Here is a 26,004-nt window from a genome sequence, read left to right on the forward strand (position 1 = left end):
CATCAAAAGTCCATCTATAAGAATAATTGTCTCATTGCTAGCCGATTTTCACACTATTTTTTCTAATTAACACACTTGTTAATAGAATGAGCTATTGGACATTTTTAAAAGGTTCTGAATTCATCTTCCAAATTTTTCTCTAAGAATTACTTCACATATCCAAATCCTAACCTTATCTATTGTTCAAGTTTCAGAATAAGTTTATGTCTGAATTCTTTATAACCATCTAGTTCTCGGCAATCAATATCATCGTTGCTAACGAGTGGATTTTTTTCATCTAATACAATTCTGCCTGGCTTGCCATTCAAAACAATTATTCGGCTTCCTAATGTTATTGCTTCATCCACATCATGTGTTATAAAAAAGATTGTTTTATTCGTTTGCTGCCAAATATGACGCAATTCGTTTTGCAATGACTGCCTTGTAATAGAATCAAGCGCACCAAAAGGTTCATCCATTAAAATAATTTTTGGATTAGGAGCGAGTGCTCTAGCTATGGAAACTCTTTGCTTCATTCCTCCGGATAGCTCATGAGGCAATAGGGTCGCCGCTTCCTTTAAACCGACAATCTGAATATATTGTTCTACTATTTTTTTTCGTTCAATTTTAGATATTTTCTTCATTTTTAAACCGAAGCTGATATTTTTTTCAACTGTAAGCCATGGGAACAAATTTGCATGTTGAAACACTACGCCGATATTGGGCCCTGGTCCAGGATGTGGTTGTTCATCGATAAGAATATTTCCAGCAGTTTGTTTTTCATATCCTGCGATGATTTTCAAAAGAGATGTTTTACCACAACCGGAAGGACCCAGTACACAAACAAATTCGCCATTTTGAATATCTAAATTTATATGGTCCAGCACTGTTCTAGTTGATTTTTTTACGCCATACACCAACTGTATATCGCGAAGTTGAATCAATGTTTTATTTCGTGACATTTCATTGGTTTGTTCAGATGGAGCAATCACCAAGCCCATTCACTCCCTCATTCATTACTTTCCACTATAAATAGCTTCTTGATAAGCTGATAGTTTTGGATTTGATGTAATTATTTTTTGGTCTACTAGGAATTTTCCTGTATCTTCTAAAACCTTTGCTAAATCTCCTTTTTTATCTTCTGTGCCAAGGTATTTTGAAGATTGTTGTTCTTTTGAATCGATCCAGATTAATCCTTTGATTTGATTTAAAATTTCAGTTTCATCAACACCTAATATAGTTGTTAATGATTGTGCTACTTCTTTTGGATTTTCTTTATATTTTGCAATAGCTTGATCCAGAATATCTTTATAATCTGCTATAAATTTTGGATAATTTTGCGCGAATTTTTTGTTAACGATGCCAAGATCTGCTGTGATAATTCCTTTATCCGCTAATGCTTTAGATGTCGTTAATACTTGACCATCTGTATTTTCTATCTTGCCTAATGTAGGATGCCAAATATACGCTCCATCTATATCGCCACGTTTCCATGCAGCCAAAATATCTGGTGGCTGCATATCTAAAATTTTCACTTCATTTTGATTGATACCATTACTGTCTAAAGCCTTTAGTAAACTAAAATGAGCTGTAGAGCCAAATGGGACTGCTAAACGTTTCCCCTTTAGATCTTCGAAGCTTTTAATCTTTAGATTTTTTTTCACCACTAATGATTCTGCTTCACCTATCACATCATGAATATAATATATTTGATATGGTAAATTAGTTGCAATCCCCGTTACAACAGGGACTGTTCCTGCCAACCCTAAATCAATATCGCCTGAAGCCATAGCTGTATTTACATCGCGGCCAGATTCGAATTGAACCCATTTCACTTTTGTATTCGGAAACTTTTTTTCTACTAATTTAAGTTCTTTCGCCAATAATTCCGCATTGGGAATGATTTGATAACCAATTGTCACTTTTTCAGGATAATCTGCTGTTCCACTCTCTTTTCCCTCTTTGTTGCCATTACTACTTTTTGTGTTTGAACAAGCACTCATAACAAGCACTAACACCAATATAAATACTATGAAAATATTCTTTTTCATCAAAACACTTCCTATTCTTTCCCTTTCCAAGGTACTAATTTTTTCTCTAAGCTTCTGACAACTGCATCTAATAGCATTGCCAAAATAGCCATTATAAAGATGCCCATTATCACATAATCGCTTTTTAAAAATTTACTTGCATCAAGCACCATCCATCCCAAGCCTGTAGTTGCAGCTACCATTTCCGCAGCAACCAATGTTGTGTATGTAAATCCAATTGCTGTTCGAATGCCAGTGAATAAATCTGGTAACGTAGATGGAAAGATTACTTTTGAAAATAGATTCCATTTATTTGCTCCAAGTGAATAAGCAACCCTGACTCGGTCCTGTGGAATTTTTTGAACACTCGACATCGCTGCAATATAAAGTGGCGCAAACGCTGCTAAATAAAGTAATGCGATTTTTGAAACATCCTCAATCCCTAGCCATAAAACAAGCAGTGTGTAATAGGCCAGTGGCGGTAATGGTCGGTAAAATTCGATAAAAGGATCTAATATCGCACGTATCCACTTTACTGAACCGCTCAACAACCCCAATGGAATGGCTGTTATAAGTGCCAATAAAAAAGCTGTAAATAAACGATATAAACTATCAAAAACATGAGAAAACAACGAGTTTCCCTTGTAACCATTTTGTACAACATCGACAAAAGCTTTCCAAACCGAAATAGGAGAAGGAATAAACACTGGGCTTACAAGTTTAAAATGTGTAATCAATGTCCAAATAAGGAAAAAGATAAAGATAGATACTAAGGAAACTAGTTTTATTAGATATTTTCTTTCTCTCATCTTGTCGCCACTTTCTAAAGTTTTCGCTCTATTACGTATTTTGTTTTTTTAAATCCTAATTTTTCAGTATAAAAACGAATAGCATCGACTCTCTCAAATTTTGAACATAAAACAATGCTACTGCATTCTGCTTCATTCGCAGTATGCTCTAAATATTCCACCATTCTTTTTCCATAGCCTCTCGACCGATAATTTTCATCACAAACTAAATCATATAAGTACAAATGTTTCCCATCATATAAATTAAACGCAATAGAAATTCCTGCAATTGCTACTAACTTGCTATGATCATACAATCCAATCAGCTTATACCCGCCATCAAGCATATGTTCAATCAAAACCTCAAAATCCTCTTTTATCAAAAAAGGATACAGTTGCTGCAATAAAGGAAAATATTCATTTTGCTGTTGTTGGATATCTATTTCTTGAAAAAACATCTTCATATGACTCCTTTATCCCGCTTTAACGGGCAGTATATCCCCATCACAATATTTAGAGAGAGAAACGAGAAAGATAGATGGGGGATCACTTGCCCGTTAAAGTCCGATTGATTCGGGCCAACAAGATGTTGGTCCCTCAGGTGTTGCCACAGGACGTGGCGTTTTTCACTTCCGTTCCTCTATTTCAGTGGGTGATGAAGAAACCCCACACTGATGGAGGTTCACTTTATCTCTTTAAATACGGGAATAATAGATCAGCTACTCGATGTGCCTCTTCTAGATGTGGATAGCCGGACAGTACTACCGTGTCGATCCCAAGTGCTTCATATTCACGAATACGTTCAGCCACGATTTCAGGATCTCCCACTAGTGCTGTACCTGCTCCCCACCTCACCAATCCGATGCCTGCCCAAAGATTTGGGCTTACTTCTAGTGAACGCTTCGAACCCTGATGCAATGCCGTCATACGTTGCTGACCAACTGAATCCTGACGTGTTAAAACTGCCTGTGTTGCTTGTATAGCGTCTTCTTCAATGTTCTCTGCTAATTTTTCTGCTGCTTGCCAAGCCTCTTCTTCTGTTTCACGAACAATGACATGCAAACGAATACCAAAACGAACCTTTCTGCCAATCTTTTGTGCTCTTGCACGAACATCTGCAATCTTTTCCTTTACTTTTTCAGGAGGTTCTCCCCATGTCAGATAAACGTCTATATGCTCCGCTGCAATATGATGGGCCATTTCTGAAGACCCTCCAAAGTACAACGGCGGATATGGTTTTTGGACACCCGGATATAGTAAGGATGCTTGATCGATATCAAAATATTTTCCTTTGTAATCGACACTTTGACCTGCCATCACACCTTTCCAAATATCTAAAAACTCAGCCGTTTGCTCATAACGTTCATCATGATCTAGATGAAGTCCATCTCCTGCTAACTCAACTGGATCTCCACCTGTTACTATATTGATGAGCAAGCGACCTTCAGACAAACGATCGAATGTCGCAGTCATACGTGCCCCCACTGTTGGAGATATATGGCCTGGTCGTAAAGCAACTAAAAATTTTAATTTTTTGGTATATGGTATAAGAGATGAAGCAACCACCCAAGCATCTTCACAAGTTTTTCCCGTGGGTACTAATATACCGTCATATCCACGTTCATCTGCTGCAATCGCTATTTGTTTCATATATCCATAATCGACTTCACGTTTACCTTTTTCCGTACCAATATATCGCCCATCACCTGATGTCGGCATAAACCATAGAATGTCCATTAAAATTCCTCCTTTAGTTCAGTGGGCGCTTGGTACCTACTGATTGATTCATATTCATCTCATTATCTATTGAGATGGCATCTTTTTATGACTAACATTTTACTTTCGCTCCAAAAATATTTGCTGAATCAGGCGTGTTGATTAGGAAAAAATAAGTGATAATTTTAGCACAATTCTAAAAAACATGTATTTTTGCCCCGTTCATGTAGATTGAAGCGAAGGCTTGCTTGAGTCCTCGAAAATGCATGCACATTTTCTTCGTGCGATGCCGATTCAAGAAGTTAATTCAATGTCCCGCTGGAAAAGCGAACAGTTAAGACCCCCACAGCGCAGCCATTTAAGGAACGGAATCTAAGAACGCCACGTCCTGTGGCAACGATTCCGTGACCAACATCCTGTTGCCCTCAGCGTTCGCCCGCAGGAAAGCGAGCAAGCCGTAGCGGAAATGAGCAATACACTATATTTTATGGGAAACCGGATAATCAACACGCTTGTTGCTGGATGAAAATAAAAAAAGACCTCCTAATCAAAAGATTCAGGAAGCCTTTAGTTGTCTAATCAGCTTATTATTATTCTACTAATAGTATTTTATATTATATAATTCTTATAGGTCAAGTATGTTTTTGGATTTTTATTATTTAAATACTGAATAGTGAAATGAAGGTTTTTAAAAATCAGATATGTTGATTAAAAGTGAAAAATATAAGATTTTTTCTTCATCAACACATTTGAAAATCCGATCTAAGGTGAAGGTGCTACTAATTCGATTTTTATCCGATCTGGATCTTCAAAGTAAACTGCATAGTGATCTCTTCCTCCAGCAAATGGATACTGGTCACTATAAAGGATTTTTACCCCTTTTTTCTTCAACATATTTGTCATCTCATCCACTTGTTGACGTGAACGTGCATGGAATGCTAAATGATTTAAGCCTACTCTGCATCTATGATAAGGAATATCCATAAACCTCTCTTCCACTTGAACAAAAACAATATACGTGTCTCCGATTTTCCAGCTTTGTCCTTTGTCCCATTGTTGAAAACGTTCATACCCCAATTTTTCTAAAAACCAGCCCCAAAAATTAGCAGAATCCTTTAAATTAGAAACGTATAGTTCAATATGATGAATCAGCCCTTCTGCCAATGAATATAACTCCCTTCTATCCTACTTTGCCGATCGTACAATCAGATGATGATATTATTTCTACTAGCAACTGACTTTTGTCCGTGTTGATCTAGCACGAACTCATAAAATTTAACCTAACAAAGGAAACTTCATATAGGCATGTTGATTTAGAAAAAAAATCAGAATAAATATGTGCGTATAAATGTGAAAAACTTCCTGTAATTAACTCCTATCTATATGGATCTTCGCTGCGGCTTGCTCGACTCCTCGAAAATGCATACGCATTTTTTTCGTGCGGTGTGGATTCAGGAAGTAAATTCAATGTCCCGTGGAAAAAGCGAAGAAGCTTTAGACCCTGCACAAGCGGTTTAAGGAACGGAATCTAAGAACACCACGTCCTGTGGCAATGATTCCGTGACCAACATCCTATTGCCCCGAAGCGGCTCAGCGCCCGCCCACAGGAAAGCGAGCAAGTCGTAGCGGAAATCAGCGAATCATCTATATTCAAATAGGAAAAATTAGATAACCAATATACCTGATTCTAATTTTAAATAGTGATAATCGATTTTTTCATCATGTTTTCATTTAACATATCTAATAATTTTATAAATGCTGTACTCATAAATTCATTTTTTCTATAAATAAATACCGTTTCTACGGTTGAAAACATGCTTGGAATAGAATGATATCTGATCTTTTCATGTTGGACATATGGCTCAACAGTCGAAAAAGGCAGCAAGCTGATCCCAAGACCAGCAGATACACAACCAAGAAGCGCTTCCAATGTACCAAATTCCATCGTCTTATTAGGTACTATCCCTTCCTGATGTAGCCATTGCTCCAGTTTGGCCCGATAAGAGCAGCCCGAACGAAATACTAGAAGAGTTCGATTCTGAATATCTTTAATCGATGACAAAGGGGGATGGACGGTATCGGTTATAAGTACCAGTTCTTCCTCTACCACTGTCTGCTGGATAAGATGAGAATGTTCAACAGGACCAGCTACAAATGCCCCATCAAGTTCATATCTCAAAACCCCTTGGATGTTTTCTTCAGTAGGTCCAGTCTTTAATGTGAGCTCTACCTCCGGATAATCATGATGATACTTTGAAAGTAGGGATGGTAATCGGACAGCAGCAGTCGTTTCCATAGATCCGATAATGAGAGGGCCCCTTGGTATTTGGTGGTCTTTCATCACTTTGCTCGTTTCATCTATAAGACGAAATATTTTTTCTGTATATGCTAATAATACTTTCCCTTTAGCAGTTAAGGTAACGCCTCGGTGATGTCGAAAAAATAGAGTCGTTTCAAATGATGTTTCCAATTGTTGAATACGCGTAGTGATATTAGATTGAGCATAATTCAATTTTTGTGCAGCCTGAGAAATACTCCCAAGCTCTGCAACAGATTTGAAAATTTTCAAAGCTTGTAAATCCACTGAAATGCCCCCTTTTTTTGTGCTATCTAAATAACTGATAGCAGGTATCGGTTTTATGTATTATACCATATAACAAAAAAAGGCTATTATAGATTTGTAAAATTTTTAAAGGAGGTGAATATTTGGATAGAAAACCATTTCTTTTTTTAATTGGTGGGATATTGTCTTTAGTCATTGCAATGGGAATTGGCCGATTTGCTTATACGCCTATTCTCCCGTTGATGCAAAATGACCTCTCTTTTTCAAATGCAGTTGCTGGTTACCTGGCCACCAGTAATTATGCAGGATATTTATTGGGAGCCGTTTTAGCAGGAGTTATCCCACTAAAAAATCATCGGGCGGTCTCCTTAAGATTCAGTCTAATCGTTAGTATTATCACTACTGCATGTATGGGCATATTCCATTCTTATTTTCTTTGGTATGTACTACGTTTTCTTTCAGGTGTAGCTAGTTCTTTTGTCTTTGTTTTAGCCTCTAGTATCGTACTAGATCAGCTTGCTGCTAAAAATAAGACAAACTGGTCAGGACTTTTCTATGGAGGAGTAGGAACAGGAATCTTTTTAACCAGTTTAATCATTCCCTCTTTAGATCGTGCATTCAAATGGGAGGGTGCATGGATAGGATTAGCCATCATAAGCGCCATTTTCACTCTTTTCGTATGGATTTGGTTGAAAGATAACTCTCCCATTGCTGTTTCAAAAACTCAACAAGATCTTTCTATACAGGTTCCCCCCACAAAGTGGATTCCTTGGCTCATCATAGCTTATGGACTAGAAGGATTAGGTTATATTGTCACGGGCACTTTTATCGTATCCATTGCAGAGAAAACATCCAGCTTTGATGGCAATGCTACTCTAGTTTGGTTAGTAGTGGGAGTGGCTGCAATTCCTTCATGTATCATTTGGTCATCTCTTGCAAAAAAATGGGGATTTATAAAATCTTTAATAGTTGCAATGCTATTGCAATCGATTGGGATCGCACTACCTGTTTTTCTAATCTCTAAAAATGGCTTATTCATAAGTGCTTTATTATTTGGGGCTACATTTATGGGGATTACTACACTTGCCACAACACTTGCCCGTCAAATGAGCCCATCAAATAGCAGCAAGATCATAGGATATCTTACTGCCATTTATGCTATAGGACAAATGGTTGGACCAGCTATTGCTGGCGTTTTATCATCCTACACCAAAAGCTATAATTCTGCTTTAATAGGAGCTTCCAGCGTAGTTTTAGTCGGCGGCTTATTGCTGCTAAGCGGCATTCAATTTGAAAGAAAAACAGGCAATGAAAATCAGCCTATAAACTATGAAGAATTACAGGGAAAGAGGGAATAAATATGCCATATGTAAATATTAAAATTACAAATGAAAATGTTACGCCAGAAAAAAAGGCCTTACTGATTAAAGGTGCAACTCAATTATTAGTAGATGTGCTTGATAAAAACCCCAATACAACAGTAGTTGTTGTTGATGAAGTGAATACAGATAATTGGGGTATCGCTGGAGAAACCATCACCGTCCGTAGACAAAATGGACAATGATATAAATAAACTATTCGTCCATAGACGGACAATATCATAAGGATCCGCCTCCCTAGCATTGAAAAGTGAAATTTCTATTGATATAGATTTTCTTTTCATCACCACTGATAGTAAAAGGAACACAAGCCCAGATCACTATTTTCTGTGACAATGTCTGCGCTTCGGAACTAATCGAGTTTTTTACTAGCAGTTGGGACCCCATCATTCTTAGGTATGGTGGGGCGCATACTGCCAGTTTAATACGAGATAAGGGTAGCAATATTACCTTTGTCTGACTGAATCCCCCATATTTTATTCTGAATATTTTGATTTCCATAATACAAATAGTAAATAAGACGAAGATGAGGTGCTTTTATGTCAAATGATCGTTTAAAGATTGCTATTATAGGTATAGGACCAAGAGGTTTATCTGTGTTAGAACGATTAATTAGTAATATTGCCGAAAACAAACTTGAACAAGACATTGAAATATGCGTAGTTGACCCTTATTCATTTGGAGCAGGAAAGGTATGGAGAACCGATCAATCCAAGTGCTTATTGATGAATACGGTTGCTTCTCAAATCACCTTATTTACAGATTCTAGTGTAGATTGCAGCGGACCTATTAATGATGGTCCAAGCCTTTATGATTGGGCACGCTTGATCACATTTTTTAGCTCTGAAAAAGATTATGATCGTACAATCTTTGAGGAAGCCAAAAGACTTGAGCCAGATTCATATCCAACGAGAGCTTTCTATGGATGCTATCTCAAGTGGGTGTTTAATTACGTCATTGAAAACGCACCAACCAATGTAAAGATTTCCTTGTACAATACTAAGGCCGTATCTTTAGACGAAAATAATGAAGGAAAACAGGTATTATTATTAGAAAATGAAGTGAATCCTCTGATCATAGATAAAGTGATTCTTGCTCTGGGACATGTAGATATAAAAGAGTCAAAAGAAGAAAATGATCTTATTCATTTTGCTAATAAAAACAACCTTATATATATCCCAACAAACAATCCCGCAGATGTTGATTTAAATTCCATCAATAAAAATGAACCCGTTCTATTAAGAGGACTCGGATTAAACTTTTTTGATTATATGGCTTTGTTTACAGTAGGACGTGGTGGAGCTTTTACACGTGAAAATGGAAAATTAAAATATAAAAAATCAGGCAATGAACCGAAACTCTATGCAGGTTCTAGACGTGGAATTCCTTACCATGCTCGTGGTGAAAATGAAAAAGGCGTAGCCATCCGACATAATCCTTTGTTCATTACTGAGGAAGTCATTGAAAATTTTCGTAAAAAAGTGGATAATGGACAGAAAATTAATTTTTACGATGAAATATGGCCTTTGGTAGCCAAAGAAGTGGAAACTGTGTACTATGCCACCATGCTTAAAGCCGACCAATGTGATTGCACAGCCGAACGTTTTATAAATGAATACAAAAATGCATTTGGGAATAGTGAAGAAGAAAGAAGTATATTGAAAGCATATGCTATAGAAGAAGCTGATTATTGGAATTGGGACAAGCTTTTATTTCCATATAAAAATTTAACTTTTAATAATCAGGATGAGTATAATGAGTGGCTGATCGATTATCTAAAAAATGACCTTATCGAGGCTAAAAAAGGAAATGTTTCCGGACCATTAAAAGCTGCACTAGATGTAATGAGAGATCTAAGAAATGAAGTTAGATTACTTGTTAATCATGGTGGGGTGATTGGAGACTCTTATGAAAACCATGTAAAAAAATGGTATACTCCTATCAATGCGTTTTTATCTATTGGACCTCCTGCTTCTCGAATTGAAGAAATGATTGCTCTTTTAGAATCCGGCGTCTTGGAATTATTGGGACCAGATTTAAAAGTTGAAAAAACTGAAAATTCCAAGTTTTTAGCTTATTCCACAGTATTGCCTGATGAAAAAATAGAAGTAAATGCTTTGGTAGAGGCACGTTTACCAGAGTTTGATTTATTAAAAAGTAAGGATCCCTTATTAGCTTATTTGTTAAAAACAAATCAATGCAAACCATTTACTATTCTGAATACTGACGGTACTGAATATGTTACAGGAGGGGTTACGGTAACAGAGCCCCCTAATAAACTAGTAAATAGCAACGGTACCCCAAATCCAAATCGTTTTGTTTTTGGTATTCCAACTGAAGGTGTCCATTGGGTAACAGCAGCAGGGATACGCCCGGGAGTCAATTCAGTTACATTAATGGAATCTGATGCAATTGCTCGATCATGCTTAGGTCTATCAACAAAAGTAGATAATCTGGAGTTAATATCAAAATGACAACCAAGCTTTATAAACCAAAAAAGGGATTTCTACAGGCAGGAAATGTCGCTTTTATAACCATTGTAACATCAACGCCTATATTTCTTCCTGGAGCGACGAATGATCTTATTCGTAAGGATTTAGATATAAAGGCAAATGAGATAGCCTTTGTCTTTAGTTTATATTGGTTAGGATCCATAATAGGGGCCTATATCAGTAAACGCACGAATAACCATTTTTTTATTCAACAAAAGTTAAATTTTTCTCTTTTAGTAACATCATTGGCATTGGGAATTATATATGTTTATCCACAAATAGGTTTATGGATAGGAGCATTCGTCGGAGGACTAGTATATGGCTATAGTCAACCCTATACAAATACGTTGATCGTTCAAAAATGCGATCATCGTATTCATGGATTCGCTTTTGGATTAAAACAAGCGTCTATACCTCTTGCCACACTTTTTTGTAGCATTACCGTGCCGCTACTAGCTATACCGTTTGGTTGGAGAAATATATTTGCCATTATATCTATCCTTTTGTTGATTTATAGTCTTATCATGATCAAATATTCATTTTCCGATAAAACAGTTCAACCGCCAGTTAAATATAAAACTAAAAAATCCTTGCCGCTTAATCCGCATCTGCTGTTATTAGCTTTTTGCGGTGCATTTGGTGCAATGATTGGAAATAGTTTAGGAGCTTTCCTGATTTCTTCTCTTTCTTCCAATGGAATTTCGTTAGCTCACGCCAGTGTAATAGCTGCAATAGCCGCAATGGCAAGCGTTATCGTACGGATAATGGCAGGAATTATAACAGATAAGTCTGAGGTATCACCGCAAAAGCTACTAGCTGGAATGTTCGTTTTTGGTATGCTCGGGACAAGCTTATTGGCAACTTCCTCATGGATTGGACAAATTTTAGGTGCTCTTCTAGCGTATGGAGCTGGTTGGGGATGGGCAGGTCTGTTACATTATGTAACAGGAAAATCCTATCCTGGATATGAGGGGCAGGCAACTTCTGTTAGCCAAATGGGCGTTTCCATTGGTGCCGCATTAGGCCCGCTGTTATTTGGATGGATATTTACTTTTTTCGGATCTTCCGTAGCGTGGTTTACAATGACAGTTGCTGGAGCACTGGCTTTGCTTTCCGTCATACTAGTCTATAAATTAGAACCTAGAGAGCATTCCCCTCAAGTTAAAAATATTGAACTTGGAAAAATACAATAATTTCTCGTTGGAACTTTTCGTAGTCAATTGAGAGGTTCCAACTTTTTATTTTATGAAGTATATTGGTAAATCAATTTTATCTATTAAGATATTGATTTCCTCTCCAGATCCAATGACTTGGCATGCGTTAAATGGCTTCGAGTCGACAGGATGTTGTTAGTCATGAAGCCATGTTTATAAGACCAACTAAACTCTTTTTTCGGGTATGTTGATTATCCAATATAATCCATAAAAATAGGGAGATTCGTTGATTGTAGCGAAGGCTTACTCGCTTTCCTGCGGGGTCTCATCTATTCGCTTTTCCCGCGGGACATTGAATTGACTTTCTGAATCCACACCGCACGAAGGAAATGCGCATGCATTTTCGAGGACTCGAGCAAGCCGCAGCGAAGATCTATATAAATATTCCTAAAAATACAGGGTTTTTCAAAAATTACACCCAGCAGGTACTCCTAATTTTTGTGAAATCAACACGCGTGTTCTTTTTTGTCAGAAGCCCATTAATGAGCGGTCTTTTTTCCAAATCGTTTTGTAACTCCATAGGCAATTCCTAATGCCAATAAAGCAATCACTAATGATGGAACTGTATGAACATCTCCAAATTCAACTTGAGAAGATAGATTGGAGATAGCTTTTCCTGAAGTGCTTGCGTTTGGTTTATAGAAAATGGTTAATAATATTCCCATCAAAAATTGTACTACAATAAATGCTACCGCAAAAATCCCTACAAACAATAGACTCTTTTTCAACTGAACTCCTCCTTTCTCAACATTACTACGAATGGAAATGATAAAAAGTTTCAAAATTTTGGATAACTATTATAAAAAGCTAATTCAATGATAGTTTTTAAATATATCAAAATTTTCAAAATATTCTTTATAAAGTGTCATAACCTTTTTTAATAATAATGCCTGTCCCCCTTTGTTGGAAAAATCCATCTCTGGTGGGACAGGCATTTAATGGAAGCAAAGTGATTTTCTTATTTTTGAATAAGGAAAGATACAGGGAAACTTACCTATTATTTGATGATGAATTTACTTTCCTGTCTTTGCTACTTTCATCGCTTCTTTAATATATTCAACAGATTGATGAAGCCACTCTAATTCTTGGTCATCAAGTGGAACTTCTAATTGTTGTTCTACACCATTTTTACCAATAATACATGGCATACTGAAAGCAACATCGCCATCATAGCCATATTGTCCGTGTAAAGTTGTGGATACAGGGTACACACTACGTTCATCTAGCATAACCGCTTTGGCTAACGTTACAGCAGATTGCGCAACACCCGCATTTGTCCAGCCTTTACCATTTAGCACATCAAAGGCTGCTTTTACTACTTGCTTTTTAATGCCTTCTCGACTCAAAGGTTCTTTCCCTTTAAAAACTTGATCTAATTCTTTTTCTCCGAACCCTTGTACATTTAAACGACTTAAAACAGGAAAAGCCGTATGACCGTGTTCCCCCATCATGTAACCAGTCACACTTTTTGGATCAATATTATAATTGGTTGCAATAACTTTTCGAAGACGTGCAGAATCAAGCATTGTCCCAGTTCCAAATAGTTGGCCCTTCGGATAATCGAATTCATTTTCTGCTATATAAACCATCGTATCTAATGGATTTGTGATCAAAATAATAATGGCATCTTGCGTATATTTTGTGATACCAGTCATGACTTCACGAATGACCTCTGCGTTAACAGCTGCCAATTGTGCTCTGTCTGGCATCGAATCTTCCTCACTCTTTAGTACACTTGGACCAGCAGCACAGATAATCACATCCGCATCCTCACATTCAGAATAATCTCCAGCATGTACTGTCGTATTAGACATATAAGTAAGAGCCGTTGCATGTGCTTGATCAAGTGCTTCTCCATAAGCAACATTGTTATCAGCATCAATAACAGCTATTTCTGCAAAAAGCCCCAATTTCATCGCATCTGCTAAAACATAAGAGCCTACATGACCCAATCCTACAATGACTAACTTATTTCTTTTCATTACAAATCCTTCTCTCAAATATGTTTTGATCCCTACTCATTTTTTAAAGGGCGTTTCTCCTGTCGCATCTAGTGCTCACACCATAAGAAAATGATTGTCCTCCGCTAGAATCATCTGATTTTTTAGAAAAATGATAGTATAATTTTTGAAACGCAGAGCTTATTGGTTTTATCCATTCATTTCATCGGCAGCATTCTTACTTTTTCTTTCTATCTGCCAATCGCTTCTTTTGTTCCAATTTTTCAATTTCTTGAATGCTTGTACCAGGCGTCGGCAGATCTTCTGGCATTGTTCCACCAAGCTCTTGAATCGTTTGCCTTACTTTTGCTCCTACTTCAAAATGCGTTTGATTGGCATTTTCCTTACCTTGAATGTTTTCACGCTTTAGCTTCTCATCTGTCTGTGTAGCTCGGAAAAGATTAGCAGCAAGTTCTGTGCTCCCCATATAATCCAAGATCTGCTGACCCTTTTGTAAACCTTTTCGTTGACGAATTTCTTTCGCTCCTAAGCCGTCATATAATCCTCTATATCCATGATTTTGGAAAATAGCGTAGTCAATTGATGTTTCAACCCCCGCATTTTTGGCAGTCCTTGCTAGTGATTTATTATGTTCTCTTAGTTCTTCACGAATAGCTAGTCTCTTTTTATCTTCATCTAATGTTTCAAATTGCTTTTGTAATTCCTGTTTGCGAGCTTGGAAAGCAAAATACGTCTGACCAAGTGCTACTATTTTCTTTCTCGGATCTGCATTTTGTACGATTAAATAGCAGGCATAACGAGATAGCATGAAATCATCGATTTGCCGTTTTGTAGCTTTAGCTAAATCGGTCATTTTGTTAAATTCAACAAAATGATCAGCAACCTCCATCCCACTACTCTTACAAGCAACTTTTGCCTTATCAATTACTCTTTTAAAATTTCTCCATTCTTTGTATTGAAGGATTTTTTGCAAATCTCTCGCATACCAAAAATCTCCTCCGAACTCGTTTATTTGCTTATAGTGCTCAAATGTTTGATCATTGTATTTTTCAATGTCTGGCATATGAAATCATCCCCCTTATCATTATTGCAATCCACGCTCGTTCAGATGCTTTTTATCTATGTTTCCAATTATTAAAACCTATTCTAAATACTAAGTGCTAGCCATATTTTTCAATCAATTGGTTCTTCCTTCAAGGATTTACATATCATAAAAAATCAAGGTATATTTGTTTTCTTTGATTATCTACTATTGTAACATAGGAGCATTAATCAAATATTTTACGGTTTTCGCAAATTCCGCAATCTTTTCAGAATTTTTTCATAATCAACACATTTGATATTAATCGGATTTTCAACGTCTTTGATCATAGGAAAATGAGATTTTAATTGATCTCAGGATTTATATTGTTACTCACTCCAATTCTATATTCAAGAGAGGTACTCCTCTTTTCTGTTTTAAAAACAATCAGGAAGAGGTTTATGATTTATAAAATAGATTTTATATTATTGAAGTATTGAAGTAGCCTTCTTCCACGTTTATAAAGTAAAGCTTCCATCAGTGGGGTTTTTTTTCATCCCCCACAGAGCTAGAGGAACTCAGGTTAAAAGCGCCACGTCCTGTGGCAACACCTGAGTGACCAACATCTTGTTGGTCCGAACCAATCGGACTTGTATGGGAGTTGATCCCCACCTATCTTTCTCGTTTTTCTCTAAACCTTGAGGTGAGGGTCTTGCTGCTCATTAACGCGGGATAAAAAAGTCATACATTCCCTCTGTCATTCATTATGTATATAGAGGATTGGCTTTTTAATAAGCTTTTTCCTAGTGCCTTTCTTATTTTCAATTTGAATCTATGTATTCAATTTTTCAATAATAATAGGTATCTCTGTTAAATCATTAATAATATAGTCTGCATTTATATTCTTCCACTGATCGTTTTCCTTCCATATTCCAATCATCCCCACATTTTGAGCCGCTTTCACATCATTTGCAGGATGATCCCCAACAAAAGCACACTCGTTTGTCTTTATATTAAGTTTTACTGCCGCTCGTTCAAATATTCTTGCGTCTGGCTTTTTTAAACCTTCCCATTCCGACACTACAATAGTATCAAAATACTTCTCAATACTTAGCGCCATTATATTATCAAGCTGAAATTGACCTCTCCCATTTGTAATGATCCCCAATTTGATAGACTTCTTCTTTAACATCTCTAAGGTTTTTATTAGATTAGGAAAAGAAACACAATTATTTTTAAAATGTTCCAAATAATCTTCTAGTAATCCTTTCCATGTAATATCGATTATTCTAAATTCTTCCACCATTCGTTGATACACTTTGTCTTTCCAAACATAACCATGACAATCTAATTCTATAAAACTAGAAATGTATTTTTCTTTGGAAATATGCCCAACATATCGAATCAATTTTTCATATTGTTTGTCAATAAATTTCAGTACTGAAGCATCACGGTCTAATAAAGTACCATCTAAATCAAACAAAACTGCCTTTATCATTTGCAATCCACCCCTAGCTTTCTTTTTGCTTTGCATATATTCAAAAACCAAAACCTTAATGTTGATCACAACAACATGTGTATAGGCAAAAAAACTAATCGGTTGTAAGAAAAATAAATTTCGACTTTACCTTAATTTAGATCATATACCTTATCAATCAAAGCTTTTGATCTTTCAAAATCCCCTATTGATTAATATTACAGTTTATTTCACAAAAAAACCTACATAAAAGCAGACATAATAGCTTTTATGTAGGATTGAAGAAATAATATAAATAATGTAGCTTAAAAAAACATCTACATAATATATTTTCTCTGTATTAAGAATGTTTTGTTCTAACAATCAATGATTTTCCTGATGTAGTTTTTTATACTGGTAAGCGGGATGTGTTGAGTGCATATATGGTCCGTCATTTAAGTCTAACTTTTCACGTAAAGTTCCCTCTTTATAAGAAGTTTTAAATCGTCCTCTTTTTTGCAATTCTGGAATAAGATATTCTACAATATCTTCAAATGTACCGGGTATTGTTGCGTAAGCTAAATTAAACCCATCAGCATCTGTTTCTTCTATCCAATTTTCCAATAAGTCTGCCACTGTCTCTGCCGAACCAACAAATACAGGCCCTAAACCTCCAATTCCAACAAAATTGGCTACTTTACGGGGTGTCCATTTTTGTCCACTAACTTCTTCTGTTAATACAGAAAGATCCCCTTGAATGGCGTTCGTTTCAACATATTTGATTTCCTCATCTGGATCAAATTGTGAAAAATCAATGCCCGTCCATCCGCTTAATAATGATAATGCACCTTCTAAATCTATATAGCTTAACAGTTTCTCGTACTTTTGCCGTGCCTCTTCATCTGTCTTACCTGTAATCACAGTAGCTAATGCTAGTACTTTTATGTCCTGTGGATTTTTACCTTGTTTTACAGCTTCTTTTCTGAGACTTTTTACATATTGAATAGCAGGTTCTTTTGTTGGAACTGAAATAAATGCACATTCTGCATGCTTAGCTGCAAATTGAATTCCCCTATTGGAGCTACCCGCTTGATAAATGACCGGTGTTCTTTGTGGGGAAGGTTCACATAAATGAATTCCAGGTACTTTGAAGTATTTTCCCTCATGTTGAATTTCATGAACTTTATTAGGATTAGTGAACACACCATTTGTTTTATCTTTTACAACTGCTCCGTCTTCCCAACTGCCTTCCCACAGTTTGTAAACAACTTCCATATACTCTTCAGCAATATTATAACGTTCATCATGCTGGAATTTATCGCCAATCTCAATATTTTTTGTTCCACTTTCTAAATAGGATGTCACGACATTCCATGCCACTCTTCCTTTAGATAAATGGTCAGCCGTCGACATTCTACGTGCAAATGTATAAGGATGCTCAAAAGTTGTAGATGCTGTAATACCAAATCCAATATGTTCTGTTGCATGTGCCATTGCTGAAACAAGTAAAATCGGATCATTCACTGGAACCTGTGTCGCTGAACGAATGGTTGTCTCTTTTCCATTTTTATATACATCATAAATACCGATAACATCTGCTATAAAAATGCCATCAAAAAATCCTTTTTCCAGAACCTTCGCTAAATTTACCCAATAATCAATTGTATTATATTGATCTGCTTGATCACCTGGATACTTCCATAAACCAGGTGATTGATGGACAACACAATTCATATCGAATGCATTCAAGTAAATTCTTTTTTTGTTTGACATATATATTCCCTCCAAACGTATTTTTCACTTTATAACTAGCAATTTTATAACGATTAATGAAGAGAAACTCCACATCGTGTGAGGGTTTTCATCCTCCACTGTGTATGAATTGAACCAATCAGGCTTTTGCAAGTAGCCGATCTCAACTTATCCTTTGCTTGTTACTTACATTCTAAAAGTTCAAGTTCATTTTCTATTAACATGAACTAAACTAGATTGTTGAAAAATTTTTTGATTATCTAATTCAGGTAAATGATTACCACCCTAAAATAACATTTGGAAAATTCTTCTCAAAAGCTTTTTTTACTTTGTCATTTTGAAAAGCTTTACGTAATATCTCTATTTTAGGATCATTTACACTATCCTTTTGAACTGCAATAGTCTCCATATAAGGAGCGATTTCTTTAGTATTTTTTTCAACCACTATCTGTTTAGCTCTGTCTAATTTGCCAGTTGAAAGTGTTGAAGCAAATGCGAAAGCTAAATCAACATCATCAATTGTTCTGCTTAGCATCAATTGATCAACCTCTTTAAAACGAAGATGTAAAGGATTTTCCTTAATATCTAATAATGATGCCTCTGTTACTTTTACACCTTTTTTCAATTTAATTAATCCTAAATCTTCTAGCATAAATAAAGCACGACCATTATTAGAAGGATCTACAGGAATTGCCACAACAGCATTCTTTTTGATATCATCGATCGAATCATGCTTTGTAGAATATAGACCAGCAACATCTATGTATATATCAAAAGTTCGGACTAAATCCGTATGATGATCTAAATTATATTGTTCTAAGTAGGCCTTGTGCTGAAACCAATTTCCAAATGCCTCCTTTGCATTTACTGCTTCATTTGGCTGAATAATATCATTCATATATTTAACATCTAATTGATAACCTAGCTTTGCTGCCTGTTGTATGGCAATCTTAGTTGCTTCAACATATGCAGGGTTATCAAATACGATCAAAGAAATTGTTTTATCTTTTTTTGAAGATTGGTGGTTATTTGAAGTTCCTGCATTATTCTTACCACTAGAACATGCACCTAATATTAATGCAATAATTAAAGTCAATAAAAGTAGGCTTTTTTTCATTATTTATCTCTCCTTAAGCATATCCGCCCGGAATTGGATATTGATTATCTAAAAACCAATTTCCTAACGTACGCTTTTTATACTCTGCTGGATTATGTAAAGTTTGTGTTCTTACATTTCTCCAATATCGATCAAAATTATTTTGATATGCTGCCGAACGAGCACCCATTAATTCAAAAATACCATTTGCAATTTCAACTGCGACTTCACCAGTTAACACATTTGCTGCCGCTACAATAACTGCCACTTCCCCACGTTCTTCAATCGTAAGTTCCAAATTCTTGTCAAAAGAATCTGATGCAATTTTGGCCGCCTGATCCGCTAATGCTTGTGCTGATTTCAATCGAATAACATAATAACCATATTTACTTTGAATGTACGGATCATCTATCGCTCTTTCATAGCCTGATGTATACCAAGGTTTTGATTTTGTTAAAGTATATTGCTTCGCTTCCAGTAATGCTCCCTCTGCAATTCCTGTAAATACATTTAAATGAACACTTTGAGCAAATGTAGCTTCTAAAGTTGTAAAAGGAGCACCTGTAACATAATCTCCCAATAGAATTTCATCTTCAAAGACTTCCACGTTATGAAATTCTACTGTGCCACTTCCTGTTTGGCGTTGTCCCATTCCATTCCAATCGTCTATAATTTCAACGCCCTCCCGATTTGATGGAATAACCCCGAAACGGACAAGGCTTGGTGAATCCCCTTTCTGCTCCCATGCAATCAGTAAGTATTGCGAGTCTGTCGATCCTGTGCTAAAGGACTTTGGTCCATTTAGAATTATCTTTCCATCTTCCACTTTTCCAAATAATCTATGGTCTAAAGGATTGCAGGAATTACCCCAAAAATAATTATTTTCAGCTGTATCTGTTAAAAAGCGTTTTTGTTGTTCCTTTGTTCCATACATCAAAACATCCGCAATAAATAGCGTATGATAGCCAAATAAATGTGCCAGTGAACCATCTACTTTAGCAAATTCTCTAACGATCTGTAAAACGGTATACCAAGACTCACCAGATCCTCCATACTCTTTTGGAATCAATAATTTTAATAATCCACTTTGGCGAATTAAATCTTTTTGTTTTTTAGGGGTTCCGGCTTGTCGATCGCGTTCTTTAGCATCTACAGCAAACTGCGCTGCCAACTCTTTGGCAGTTGTTAAAGCATCCATTTTCGTTTCACTAAAAATTCCCATATTAAATTATCCTTCTTTCGCTAAAATGATAGTAATCTATATAAAAAATATTTTTATTTCCATTGTTTTTAATTAAAATATTTAAATCTCACTTTTTATGTAAAAGTGTTAGGGACTGTTTTAAAATTACCAACTAGTGATAACAAGTGGATAATTTTCTTTTAAAATTTTACGTACATGTTCATTTTGAAATCCTTTACGTAACGCTTCTGTTTTACCACTATTTTTATCCTCTGAGCGTGTTGTAATAACAATTGTAAATGGTTGGATGTCATCTTCTTTCGTTTCTATGACTAATGCATCGGCAGGATTCAAACCGTTTGAGACAGCAATCGCAGTAAACATAAAACCCAAATCAACATCTTTCAAAGTACGCCCTAGCATTTGCTGTTCAACTTCAACAAATTTTAAATTTTTAGGGTTTTCTACGATATCTTTAACTGTAGCTTCTGTGACTGAAAGGCCATCTTTTAGTTTTAATAAACCTTCTTTTTGAAGCATGAACAATGCACGACCATTATTCGCAGGGTCATTAGGAATCGAAACTGTACCGTTATTGGGAATTTGGCTTAATTTTGTCCATTTGTTTGAATACAACCCAGCCGGATCAACAAATACTTCAATTGCACCAACTAAATCAGAATTATTACCCTTGTTATATTCATTCATAAATGCATAATGTTGAAAAAAATTTGCATAAACATCTCCACCATCAACTAAATTGTTTGGTGTTACAATATCAGAAACATATTTTATATCTAACTCATAACCTTCTTTTTCTACTTCTTCTTTCGCAACATCCGCAATTGCTTTAAACACTGGATCATCAAAAACTGCAAGTGAGATTTTTTTATCCTCTGCACCTGTTTTATTCCCACAAGCAGCTAATAAAAATACCAATAGAAAAGTAAAACCCAAAAGACAGATTTTTTTCAACATGTATCATCCTTTTCATTTTTTCTTATCCAAAACACGTACTGTGCGATTACCAATCATTTGAATAATTTGAACAAGAATGATGATAATCAGAACAGTAAAGAACATAATGTCAATTTTATAACGGTAATAGCCGTAACGAATCGCAAAGTCTCCGATTCCTCCACCACCTACTAAACCTGCAACTGTTGTATAAGATAACAACGAAATCGTAATAATCGTTATGACATTCGCTATACCTGCACGGGCTTCCGAATAAAGTACATACCAAATTATTTGAAATAGATTTGCTCCCATCGATTCAGCAGCTTCCACAACTCCTGTATTGACATCAAGCAATGTTTGCTCAACAAGACGTGCAAACTCTGGAATAACACAAATGGATAATGGTACAATCACTGCAGTTGTTCCAATGGCTGTTCCAACAACGAAACGTGTAAATGGAATAATTGCGATTAATAAAATTAAAAATGGAAAAGAACGAATGATATTAACTAATCCATCTAGAACAATATAAAGTACTTTTTTGTGATGTGTTGCGCCTGGACGGATTAAATAAAGAATCGTTCCAAGCGGCGTACCTACCACAATAGCAACGAACAACGTTTCGCCTAACATATAAAAAGTCTGTCCAAGTGCCGTCAAGATTTCTGGTAAAACATTAAGAATATTAGATAACATAATCAACTTTTGCCTCCAAATTCAATAAATGTTTAAATAAATATTCTCCAATTTCTGAATGGAATTCTGTAATAGGTTCTTTCAAATCAAAGTTTTCGACGATTTCACCATTCTCCATTACGGCAACTTTATTACAAATTTGTTCAACGACCTCCATTTCATGTGTCACAACAACGATCGTAATACCAAACTGCTTATTAATTTTTTTTAAAAACTCTAAAATATTTTCTGTTGTTCTTGGATCAAGTGCAGATGTTGGTTCATCGCACAGCAAAATTTTAGGATTACTTGCAAGCGCTCGTGCAATACCCACACGTTGACGCTGACCACCACTTAAACTTACTGGATATGCATCTTTTTTATTTGTTAGACCCACAATCTCTAAGCATTCAGCCACACGTTTAATACGCTCTGACTTTTTTTCCCTGGCAAGTTTTAATGGAAATTCGACATTTTCAGCAATCGTTTTATTACTTAATAAATTAAAATTTTGAAAGATCATTCCAATAGATTGGCGTTCTTTTAGTAAATCTTTTCGTGAAAGAAAACATAAATTTTTGCCATTGATATTGACTTCCCCGCTGTCAGGACGCTCAAGTAAATTCATCACTCGCAATAGCGTAGATTTTCCCGCTCCACTAAACCCAATAATTCCGAAAATTTCTCCTTCTTGTATTTTAATGGAGACATCTTTTAAAGCTTGAAATTTTCCATCCTTAGTATCAAAACTTTTTTGAATATTTTTTAGTTCAATCAATAAGAACACCTCCACTTTATATAAGTAAATTTATAAATTTAATAGGTATTAGGATACTAAACTACTCTATAAAAATCATTTCAATGTTTTGGAGCTAAAAATACTCTCGCAGCAATATTTAAAAAAATTGCTAGTTATATTTATTCTCATTTATACAAAACAATCCTTAATACAAATTTATTGATCAATTCATCTAATTAATCATTATCAACCTTCATTGAAATTCCGAAAATTTTGATTTTTTAAATTATTTTTCGGTATATTTTCAATTTTGCAATCTTAAATATATTAAAATCTCTAGCTTGTATAATATTAAAGTTACTTTCCAACCTTTTCTTTTTCTAATTTCTCCTCAATTCTCACCTACTATTAAATATTTTATTTTTTAATTGAAAAAGCAAAATAAAAACCAACTAATATCAACTAATAGTTATATATTTTTCCAATATATTAGTTAGATAGTTAAACTTCTCCATCATTATTAAATATACTAAACTAATCACTTGGACTATATTAAAGTATTAGGATATTAATGTTCCACACGATTCATATCAAAAAATTTAAATAGTTTTTTAAAAATCGCCTCCATAAATAGGAATTCATGTAGCAATTCTTGATGTTTGTTAATTATATCCACCTAACACCTACCTGTCAACTAGTTTTTAAACCGTTAATATCTTATTATTCATGAGTTAAAGCATATTAAAAAGCTATGAAATAAGATATTTATTTGAAAATTTAAAAAATTATTAGTAAGGTAACTTCGTTAAATAGATAAATATTATCAACATAAATCATCTTGTAAGCACAATTCTAAATGCATTTTAAAAGAAAACAAAGCTATTCATGAAAAATTGATTGCTTGAGCAAATTTACCATTGACATTTTGCATTAATCAAAAAATTTTATCTATAAAGTAAAATGAAATTTCATAAAATCATTTCTCAATCGAAATAAAGTAAAGCTTCCATCAGTGGGGGTCTTACTGCCCGTTAACGCGGGATAAATTCTTTCACTCTAAAACTTGTAAAAACAGTGAAAGCCATGTAATATAAACTCACCAAATATGAAAAGGTGGCCATGAAAAGATGATTGACTAATCCTATTCCAAAAGTACATTCGTTTATAAAGTGAAACTTTCATCAGTGAGGGCTTTCCTCATCCTCCACTGATTATTAGTTGAACCAATCGGGCGCATGCGGCAATTTATCTCCCACCTAACTTCTTTACTTTCGCTGAATTTTGAGGTAGGAGCATTATTGCCCGTTAATGCGGGATAAATATCGAAGTCATTTTTTGAGTGGGACTAGTCTATATTTTTTGAAAAAGATGTTTGTTAGTTTCTTGTATATGATATCTTTTTCTATGGTCATAAGACCAAGACCTCTTATCCAAAAAATGACGGATGGAGGTTTTTTTATTGTACAAGTAGTATAAGAAATATCGATAAACGAAGCGTGCTTGACACAAGGAATCTATTGAGTTCAGTTAAGAGTTAAATATTACTTTGAATAAAGAGAGGGGCATACTATGTCGCAATTATTGAAAAATCGTTTTGTTCGAGCCATTTTGTTTTCGGCTTTGTTTCTCCAAATAGGGATTTGGGTACGAAATTTTGCTATTTTATTATTTGTTATGGAAAAGACAGATGGGAATCCTTTTGCGATCTCTATGATCTCTGTCGCTGAGTTTGCGCCAATTTTTATTTTTTCATTTATCGGTGGTACTTTTGCCGATCGTTGGAAACCGAAGAAAACGATGGTTTGGTGTGATATTTTAAGTGCTATTTCGGTGTTTGCTGTATTATTCACACTCCATTTTGGTACTTGGAAAATCGTCTTTTTCGTTACACTCATTTCAGCCATTCTATCGCAATTTTCTCAGCCTTCAGGTATGAAACTTTTTAAAATGCATTTAAGTATGGATTTGATCCAATCAGCTATGTCCATCTACCAAACCATTTTTGCTATATTCATGGTATTCGGACCCGTAGTCGGCACAGTGGTTTATCAAAATTTCGGGATTGAAGTATCCATCGCAATTACTGGGATTGCATTCCTTTTTTCAGCCTTGATGCTTTCTTTTATCCCAAAGGACCATGCGGCGGAAAAAGAGCAAAAATCTACCTCATTATTAGATGAAATGAAAAGTGGCATTCAATATGTAATGAGCAAAAAAGAATTAAAACTTCTTGGATTGTGCTTTTTATTAGCAGGACTGGCTTTAGGGTTCATTCAACCACTTAATGTATTTATCGTTACAGATTTATTAGGGCTGGCAAAGGAAAACCTACAATGGCTACTTGTCGCAAACGGGGTTGGCATGATATTGGGCGGAGCTATTTCCATTATGTTTTCCAAAAAAACTCCACCGCAAAGAATGCTAATGAGTGGTATGCTTGCAAATGCTATTGCATTGAGTATCATTGGATTCTCAACAAGTCTCCCCATTACCCTTGCGGCACAATTTATTTGCGGACTATTCTTCCCTTCCATTCAAATAGGGATCAATACTTTGATCTTACAAAATACAAAGTCTGAATTTATCGGAAGAGTCAATGGAACATTAACGCCTCTTTTCATGGGAGCCATGGTATTGACCATGAGCATTTCAGGAAAAATGATGGAGCGATTATCCATTGTGACGGTTATAGAAACATCCGCCGTTTTATTTGTAGTCGGACTGGTCATGATATTACCACTCTATCATATAAAACCAAAGGAAGCAGAAGAAGAGATGCTTTCAAAGCCATAAAAAAATTCACCCAGTAGGGAATTTTTCCCCCTACTGGGTCTTCTTTAATCGAAGAGGACTTTTACAGGCAGTTGACTTCCATTTATTCGCTTTCTCCGGAGGGTTATTCGCTCTCTCCAGGAATTTATTTGCTTTCTCCGAAGATTTATTCGCTTTCTTCAGAGGCTTATTCGCTCTCTCCAAGGTTATTCGCTCTCTCCAGGGATT

23 protein-coding genes are annotated in these 26,004 nt (G+C 35.5%); 5 read left to right on the top strand and 18 right to left on the bottom strand.

The window, feature by feature from the left end; translation table 11 throughout:
* Positions 1–176: 176 nt before the first annotated feature.
* The 7 genes from FEU33_RS13995 to FEU33_RS14025 form a co-directional block, all read right to left on the bottom strand.
* Complete coding sequence (locus FEU33_RS13995) at positions 177–980, bottom strand: ABC transporter ATP-binding protein (RefSeq protein ID WP_146550104.1); 804 nt, start codon at positions 978–980, stop codon at positions 177–179.
* Positions 981–995: 15 nt separating this feature from the next.
* Complete coding sequence (locus FEU33_RS14000; protein WP_146550105.1) at positions 996–2,030, bottom strand: taurine ABC transporter substrate-binding protein; 1,035 nt, start codon at positions 2,028–2,030, stop codon at positions 996–998.
* 11 nt (positions 2,031–2,041) lie between these two features.
* The gene (locus FEU33_RS14005) at positions 2,042–2,818 is read right to left on the bottom strand and encodes an ABC transporter permease (protein WP_146550106.1); all 777 of its coding nucleotides are present in this window, start codon (positions 2,816–2,818) and stop codon (positions 2,042–2,044) included.
* 14 nt (positions 2,819–2,832) lie between these two features.
* Positions 2,833–3,255: a GNAT family N-acetyltransferase gene (locus FEU33_RS14010; RefSeq protein ID WP_186731433.1), complete on the bottom strand. Its 423-nt coding sequence runs from the start codon at positions 3,253–3,255 to the stop codon at positions 2,833–2,835.
* 229 nt (positions 3,256–3,484) lie between these two features.
* Complete coding sequence (gene ssuD / locus FEU33_RS14015) at positions 3,485–4,534, bottom strand: FMNH2-dependent alkanesulfonate monooxygenase (RefSeq protein ID WP_146550108.1); 1,050 nt, start codon at positions 4,532–4,534, stop codon at positions 3,485–3,487.
* Positions 4,535–5,275: 741 nt separating this feature from the next.
* Positions 5,276–5,677, bottom strand: coding sequence for a VOC family protein (locus tag FEU33_RS14020; RefSeq protein WP_146550109.1), 402 nt, complete (start codon positions 5,675–5,677; stop codon positions 5,276–5,278).
* A gap of 529 nt (positions 5,678–6,206) precedes the next feature.
* The gene (locus FEU33_RS14025) at positions 6,207–7,097 is read right to left on the bottom strand and encodes a LysR family transcriptional regulator (protein WP_146550110.1); all 891 of its coding nucleotides are present in this window, start codon (positions 7,095–7,097) and stop codon (positions 6,207–6,209) included.
* A 122-nt stretch (positions 7,098–7,219) separates the two neighbouring features.
* Here FEU33_RS14025 and FEU33_RS14030 point away from each other — a divergent pair, with 122 nt between their 5' ends.
* From FEU33_RS14030 to FEU33_RS14045, 4 genes are all read left to right on the top strand, one after another.
* Positions 7,220–8,434: a YbfB/YjiJ family MFS transporter gene (locus FEU33_RS14030; protein WP_186731434.1), complete on the top strand. Its 1,215-nt coding sequence runs from the start codon at positions 7,220–7,222 to the stop codon at positions 8,432–8,434.
* Positions 8,435–8,436: 2 nt separating this feature from the next.
* The gene (locus FEU33_RS14035; protein ID WP_146550111.1) at positions 8,437–8,640 is read left to right on the top strand and encodes a 2-hydroxymuconate tautomerase family protein; all 204 of its coding nucleotides are present in this window, start codon (positions 8,437–8,439) and stop codon (positions 8,638–8,640) included.
* Between the two features lie 354 nt (positions 8,641–8,994).
* On the top strand, positions 8,995–10,929 hold the full coding sequence (locus FEU33_RS14040) for an FAD/NAD(P)-binding protein (protein ID WP_146550112.1): 1,935 nt from the start codon (positions 8,995–8,997) through the stop codon (positions 10,927–10,929).
* A complete protein-coding gene (locus FEU33_RS14045; RefSeq protein WP_146550113.1) occupies positions 10,926–12,140 on the top strand; it encodes an MFS transporter in 1,215 nt (404 codons plus the stop codon). Before FEU33_RS14040 ends, FEU33_RS14045 begins: the two co-directional genes overlap by 4 nt.
* A 500-nt stretch (positions 12,141–12,640) precedes the next feature.
* Here FEU33_RS14045 and FEU33_RS14050 read toward each other — a convergent pair whose 3' ends face one another.
* The 11 genes from FEU33_RS14050 to FEU33_RS14095 all read right to left on the bottom strand — a co-directional run bounded on the left by FEU33_RS14050 (position 12,641) and on the right by FEU33_RS14095 (position 23,043).
* Entirely contained in the window at positions 12,641–12,889 is a 249-nt protein-coding gene (locus tag FEU33_RS14050) for a hypothetical protein (RefSeq protein ID WP_146550114.1), read from the bottom strand.
* 285 nt (positions 12,890–13,174) lie between these two features.
* The gene (locus tag FEU33_RS14055; RefSeq protein ID WP_146550115.1) at positions 13,175–14,143 is read right to left on the bottom strand and encodes an L-lactate dehydrogenase; all 969 of its coding nucleotides are present in this window, start codon (positions 14,141–14,143) and stop codon (positions 13,175–13,177) included.
* A gap of 196 nt (positions 14,144–14,339) precedes the next feature.
* The gene (gene dinD, locus FEU33_RS14060; protein ID WP_146550116.1) at positions 14,340–15,185 is read right to left on the bottom strand and encodes a DNA damage-inducible protein D; all 846 of its coding nucleotides are present in this window, start codon (positions 15,183–15,185) and stop codon (positions 14,340–14,342) included.
* 495 nt (positions 15,186–15,680) lie between these two features.
* On the bottom strand, positions 15,681–15,815 hold the full coding sequence (locus tag FEU33_RS19330) for a hypothetical protein (RefSeq protein WP_280524864.1): 135 nt from the start codon (positions 15,813–15,815) through the stop codon (positions 15,681–15,683).
* A 160-nt stretch (positions 15,816–15,975) separates the two neighbouring features.
* Positions 15,976–16,641, bottom strand: coding sequence for an HAD family hydrolase (locus tag FEU33_RS14065; RefSeq protein WP_146550117.1), 666 nt, complete (start codon positions 16,639–16,641; stop codon positions 15,976–15,978).
* 342 nt (positions 16,642–16,983) lie between these two features.
* Positions 16,984–18,372 carry an LLM class flavin-dependent oxidoreductase gene (locus FEU33_RS14070; RefSeq protein WP_146550118.1) on the bottom strand — a complete coding sequence of 463 codons (1,389 nt, stop codon included), beginning with the start codon at positions 18,370–18,372 and terminating at the stop codon, positions 16,984–16,986.
* A 256-nt stretch (positions 18,373–18,628) separates the two neighbouring features.
* On the bottom strand, positions 18,629–19,468 hold the full coding sequence (locus FEU33_RS14075; RefSeq protein ID WP_146550119.1) for a MetQ/NlpA family ABC transporter substrate-binding protein: 840 nt from the start codon (positions 19,466–19,468) through the stop codon (positions 18,629–18,631).
* A gap of 13 nt (positions 19,469–19,481) precedes the next feature.
* Positions 19,482–20,669, bottom strand: coding sequence for an acyl-CoA dehydrogenase family protein (locus FEU33_RS14080; RefSeq protein WP_146550120.1), 1,188 nt, complete (start codon positions 20,667–20,669; stop codon positions 19,482–19,484).
* A 126-nt stretch (positions 20,670–20,795) separates the two neighbouring features.
* Positions 20,796–21,605, bottom strand: coding sequence for a MetQ/NlpA family ABC transporter substrate-binding protein (locus FEU33_RS14085; protein ID WP_186731435.1), 810 nt, complete (start codon positions 21,603–21,605; stop codon positions 20,796–20,798).
* Positions 21,606–21,620: 15 nt separating this feature from the next.
* The gene (locus tag FEU33_RS14090) at positions 21,621–22,286 is read right to left on the bottom strand and encodes a methionine ABC transporter permease (protein ID WP_146550375.1); all 666 of its coding nucleotides are present in this window, start codon (positions 22,284–22,286) and stop codon (positions 21,621–21,623) included.
* Entirely contained in the window at positions 22,276–23,043 is a 768-nt protein-coding gene (locus FEU33_RS14095; protein WP_146550122.1) for a methionine ABC transporter ATP-binding protein, read from the bottom strand. Before FEU33_RS14095 ends, FEU33_RS14090 begins: the two co-directional genes overlap by 11 nt.
* Positions 23,044–24,573: 1,530 nt before the next feature.
* Here FEU33_RS14095 and FEU33_RS14100 point away from each other — a divergent pair.
* On the top strand, positions 24,574–25,797 hold the full coding sequence (locus tag FEU33_RS14100) for an MFS transporter (protein WP_146550123.1): 1,224 nt from the start codon (positions 24,574–24,576) through the stop codon (positions 25,795–25,797).
* The last annotated feature ends 207 nt before the right edge of the window (positions 25,798–26,004 follow it).

Origin of the sequence: Rummeliibacillus suwonensis, from assembly GCF_007896435.1 — a bacterium.
Lineage (GTDB): Bacteria > Bacillota > Bacilli > Bacillales_A > Planococcaceae > Rummeliibacillus > Rummeliibacillus suwonensis.

Excerpts from the sequence above, each read along its gene's own strand:
- FEU33_RS13995 (WP_146550104.1), bottom strand. The coding sequence starts at position 980 with ATGGGCTTGGTGATTGCTCCATCTGAACAAACCAATGAAATGTCACGA.
- FEU33_RS14000 (WP_146550105.1), bottom strand. The coding sequence starts at position 2,030 with ATGAAAAAGAATATTTTCATAGTATTTATATTGGTGTTAGTGCTTGTT.
- FEU33_RS14005 (WP_146550106.1), bottom strand. The coding sequence starts at position 2,818 with ATGAGAGAAAGAAAATATCTAATAAAACTAGTTTCCTTAGTATCTATC.
- FEU33_RS14010 (WP_186731433.1), bottom strand. The coding sequence starts at position 3,255 with ATGTTTTTTCAAGAAATAGATATCCAACAACAGCAAAATGAATATTTT.
- ssuD (WP_146550108.1), bottom strand. The coding sequence starts at position 4,534 with ATGGACATTCTATGGTTTATGCCGACATCAGGTGATGGGCGATATATT.
- FEU33_RS14035 (WP_146550111.1), top strand. The coding sequence starts at position 8,437 with ATGCCATATGTAAATATTAAAATTACAAATGAAAATGTTACGCCAGAA.
- FEU33_RS14040 (WP_146550112.1), top strand. The coding sequence starts at position 8,995 with ATGTCAAATGATCGTTTAAAGATTGCTATTATAGGTATAGGACCAAGA.
- FEU33_RS14045 (WP_146550113.1), top strand. The coding sequence starts at position 10,926 with ATGACAACCAAGCTTTATAAACCAAAAAAGGGATTTCTACAGGCAGGA.
- FEU33_RS14055 (WP_146550115.1), bottom strand. The coding sequence starts at position 14,143 with ATGAAAAGAAATAAGTTAGTCATTGTAGGATTGGGTCATGTAGGCTCT.
- dinD (WP_146550116.1), bottom strand. The coding sequence starts at position 15,185 with ATGCCAGACATTGAAAAATACAATGATCAAACATTTGAGCACTATAAG.
- FEU33_RS14065 (WP_146550117.1), bottom strand. The coding sequence starts at position 16,641 with ATGATAAAGGCAGTTTTGTTTGATTTAGATGGTACTTTATTAGACCGT.
- FEU33_RS14070 (WP_146550118.1), bottom strand. The coding sequence starts at position 18,372 with ATGTCAAACAAAAAAAGAATTTACTTGAATGCATTCGATATGAATTGT.
- FEU33_RS14075 (WP_146550119.1), bottom strand. The coding sequence starts at position 19,468 with ATGAAAAAAAGCCTACTTTTATTGACTTTAATTATTGCATTAATATTA.
- FEU33_RS14080 (WP_146550120.1), bottom strand. The coding sequence starts at position 20,669 with ATGGGAATTTTTAGTGAAACGAAAATGGATGCTTTAACAACTGCCAAA.
- FEU33_RS14090 (WP_146550375.1), bottom strand. The coding sequence starts at position 22,286 with ATGTTATCTAATATTCTTAATGTTTTACCAGAAATCTTGACGGCACTT.
- FEU33_RS14100 (WP_146550123.1), top strand. The coding sequence starts at position 24,574 with ATGTCGCAATTATTGAAAAATCGTTTTGTTCGAGCCATTTTGTTTTCG.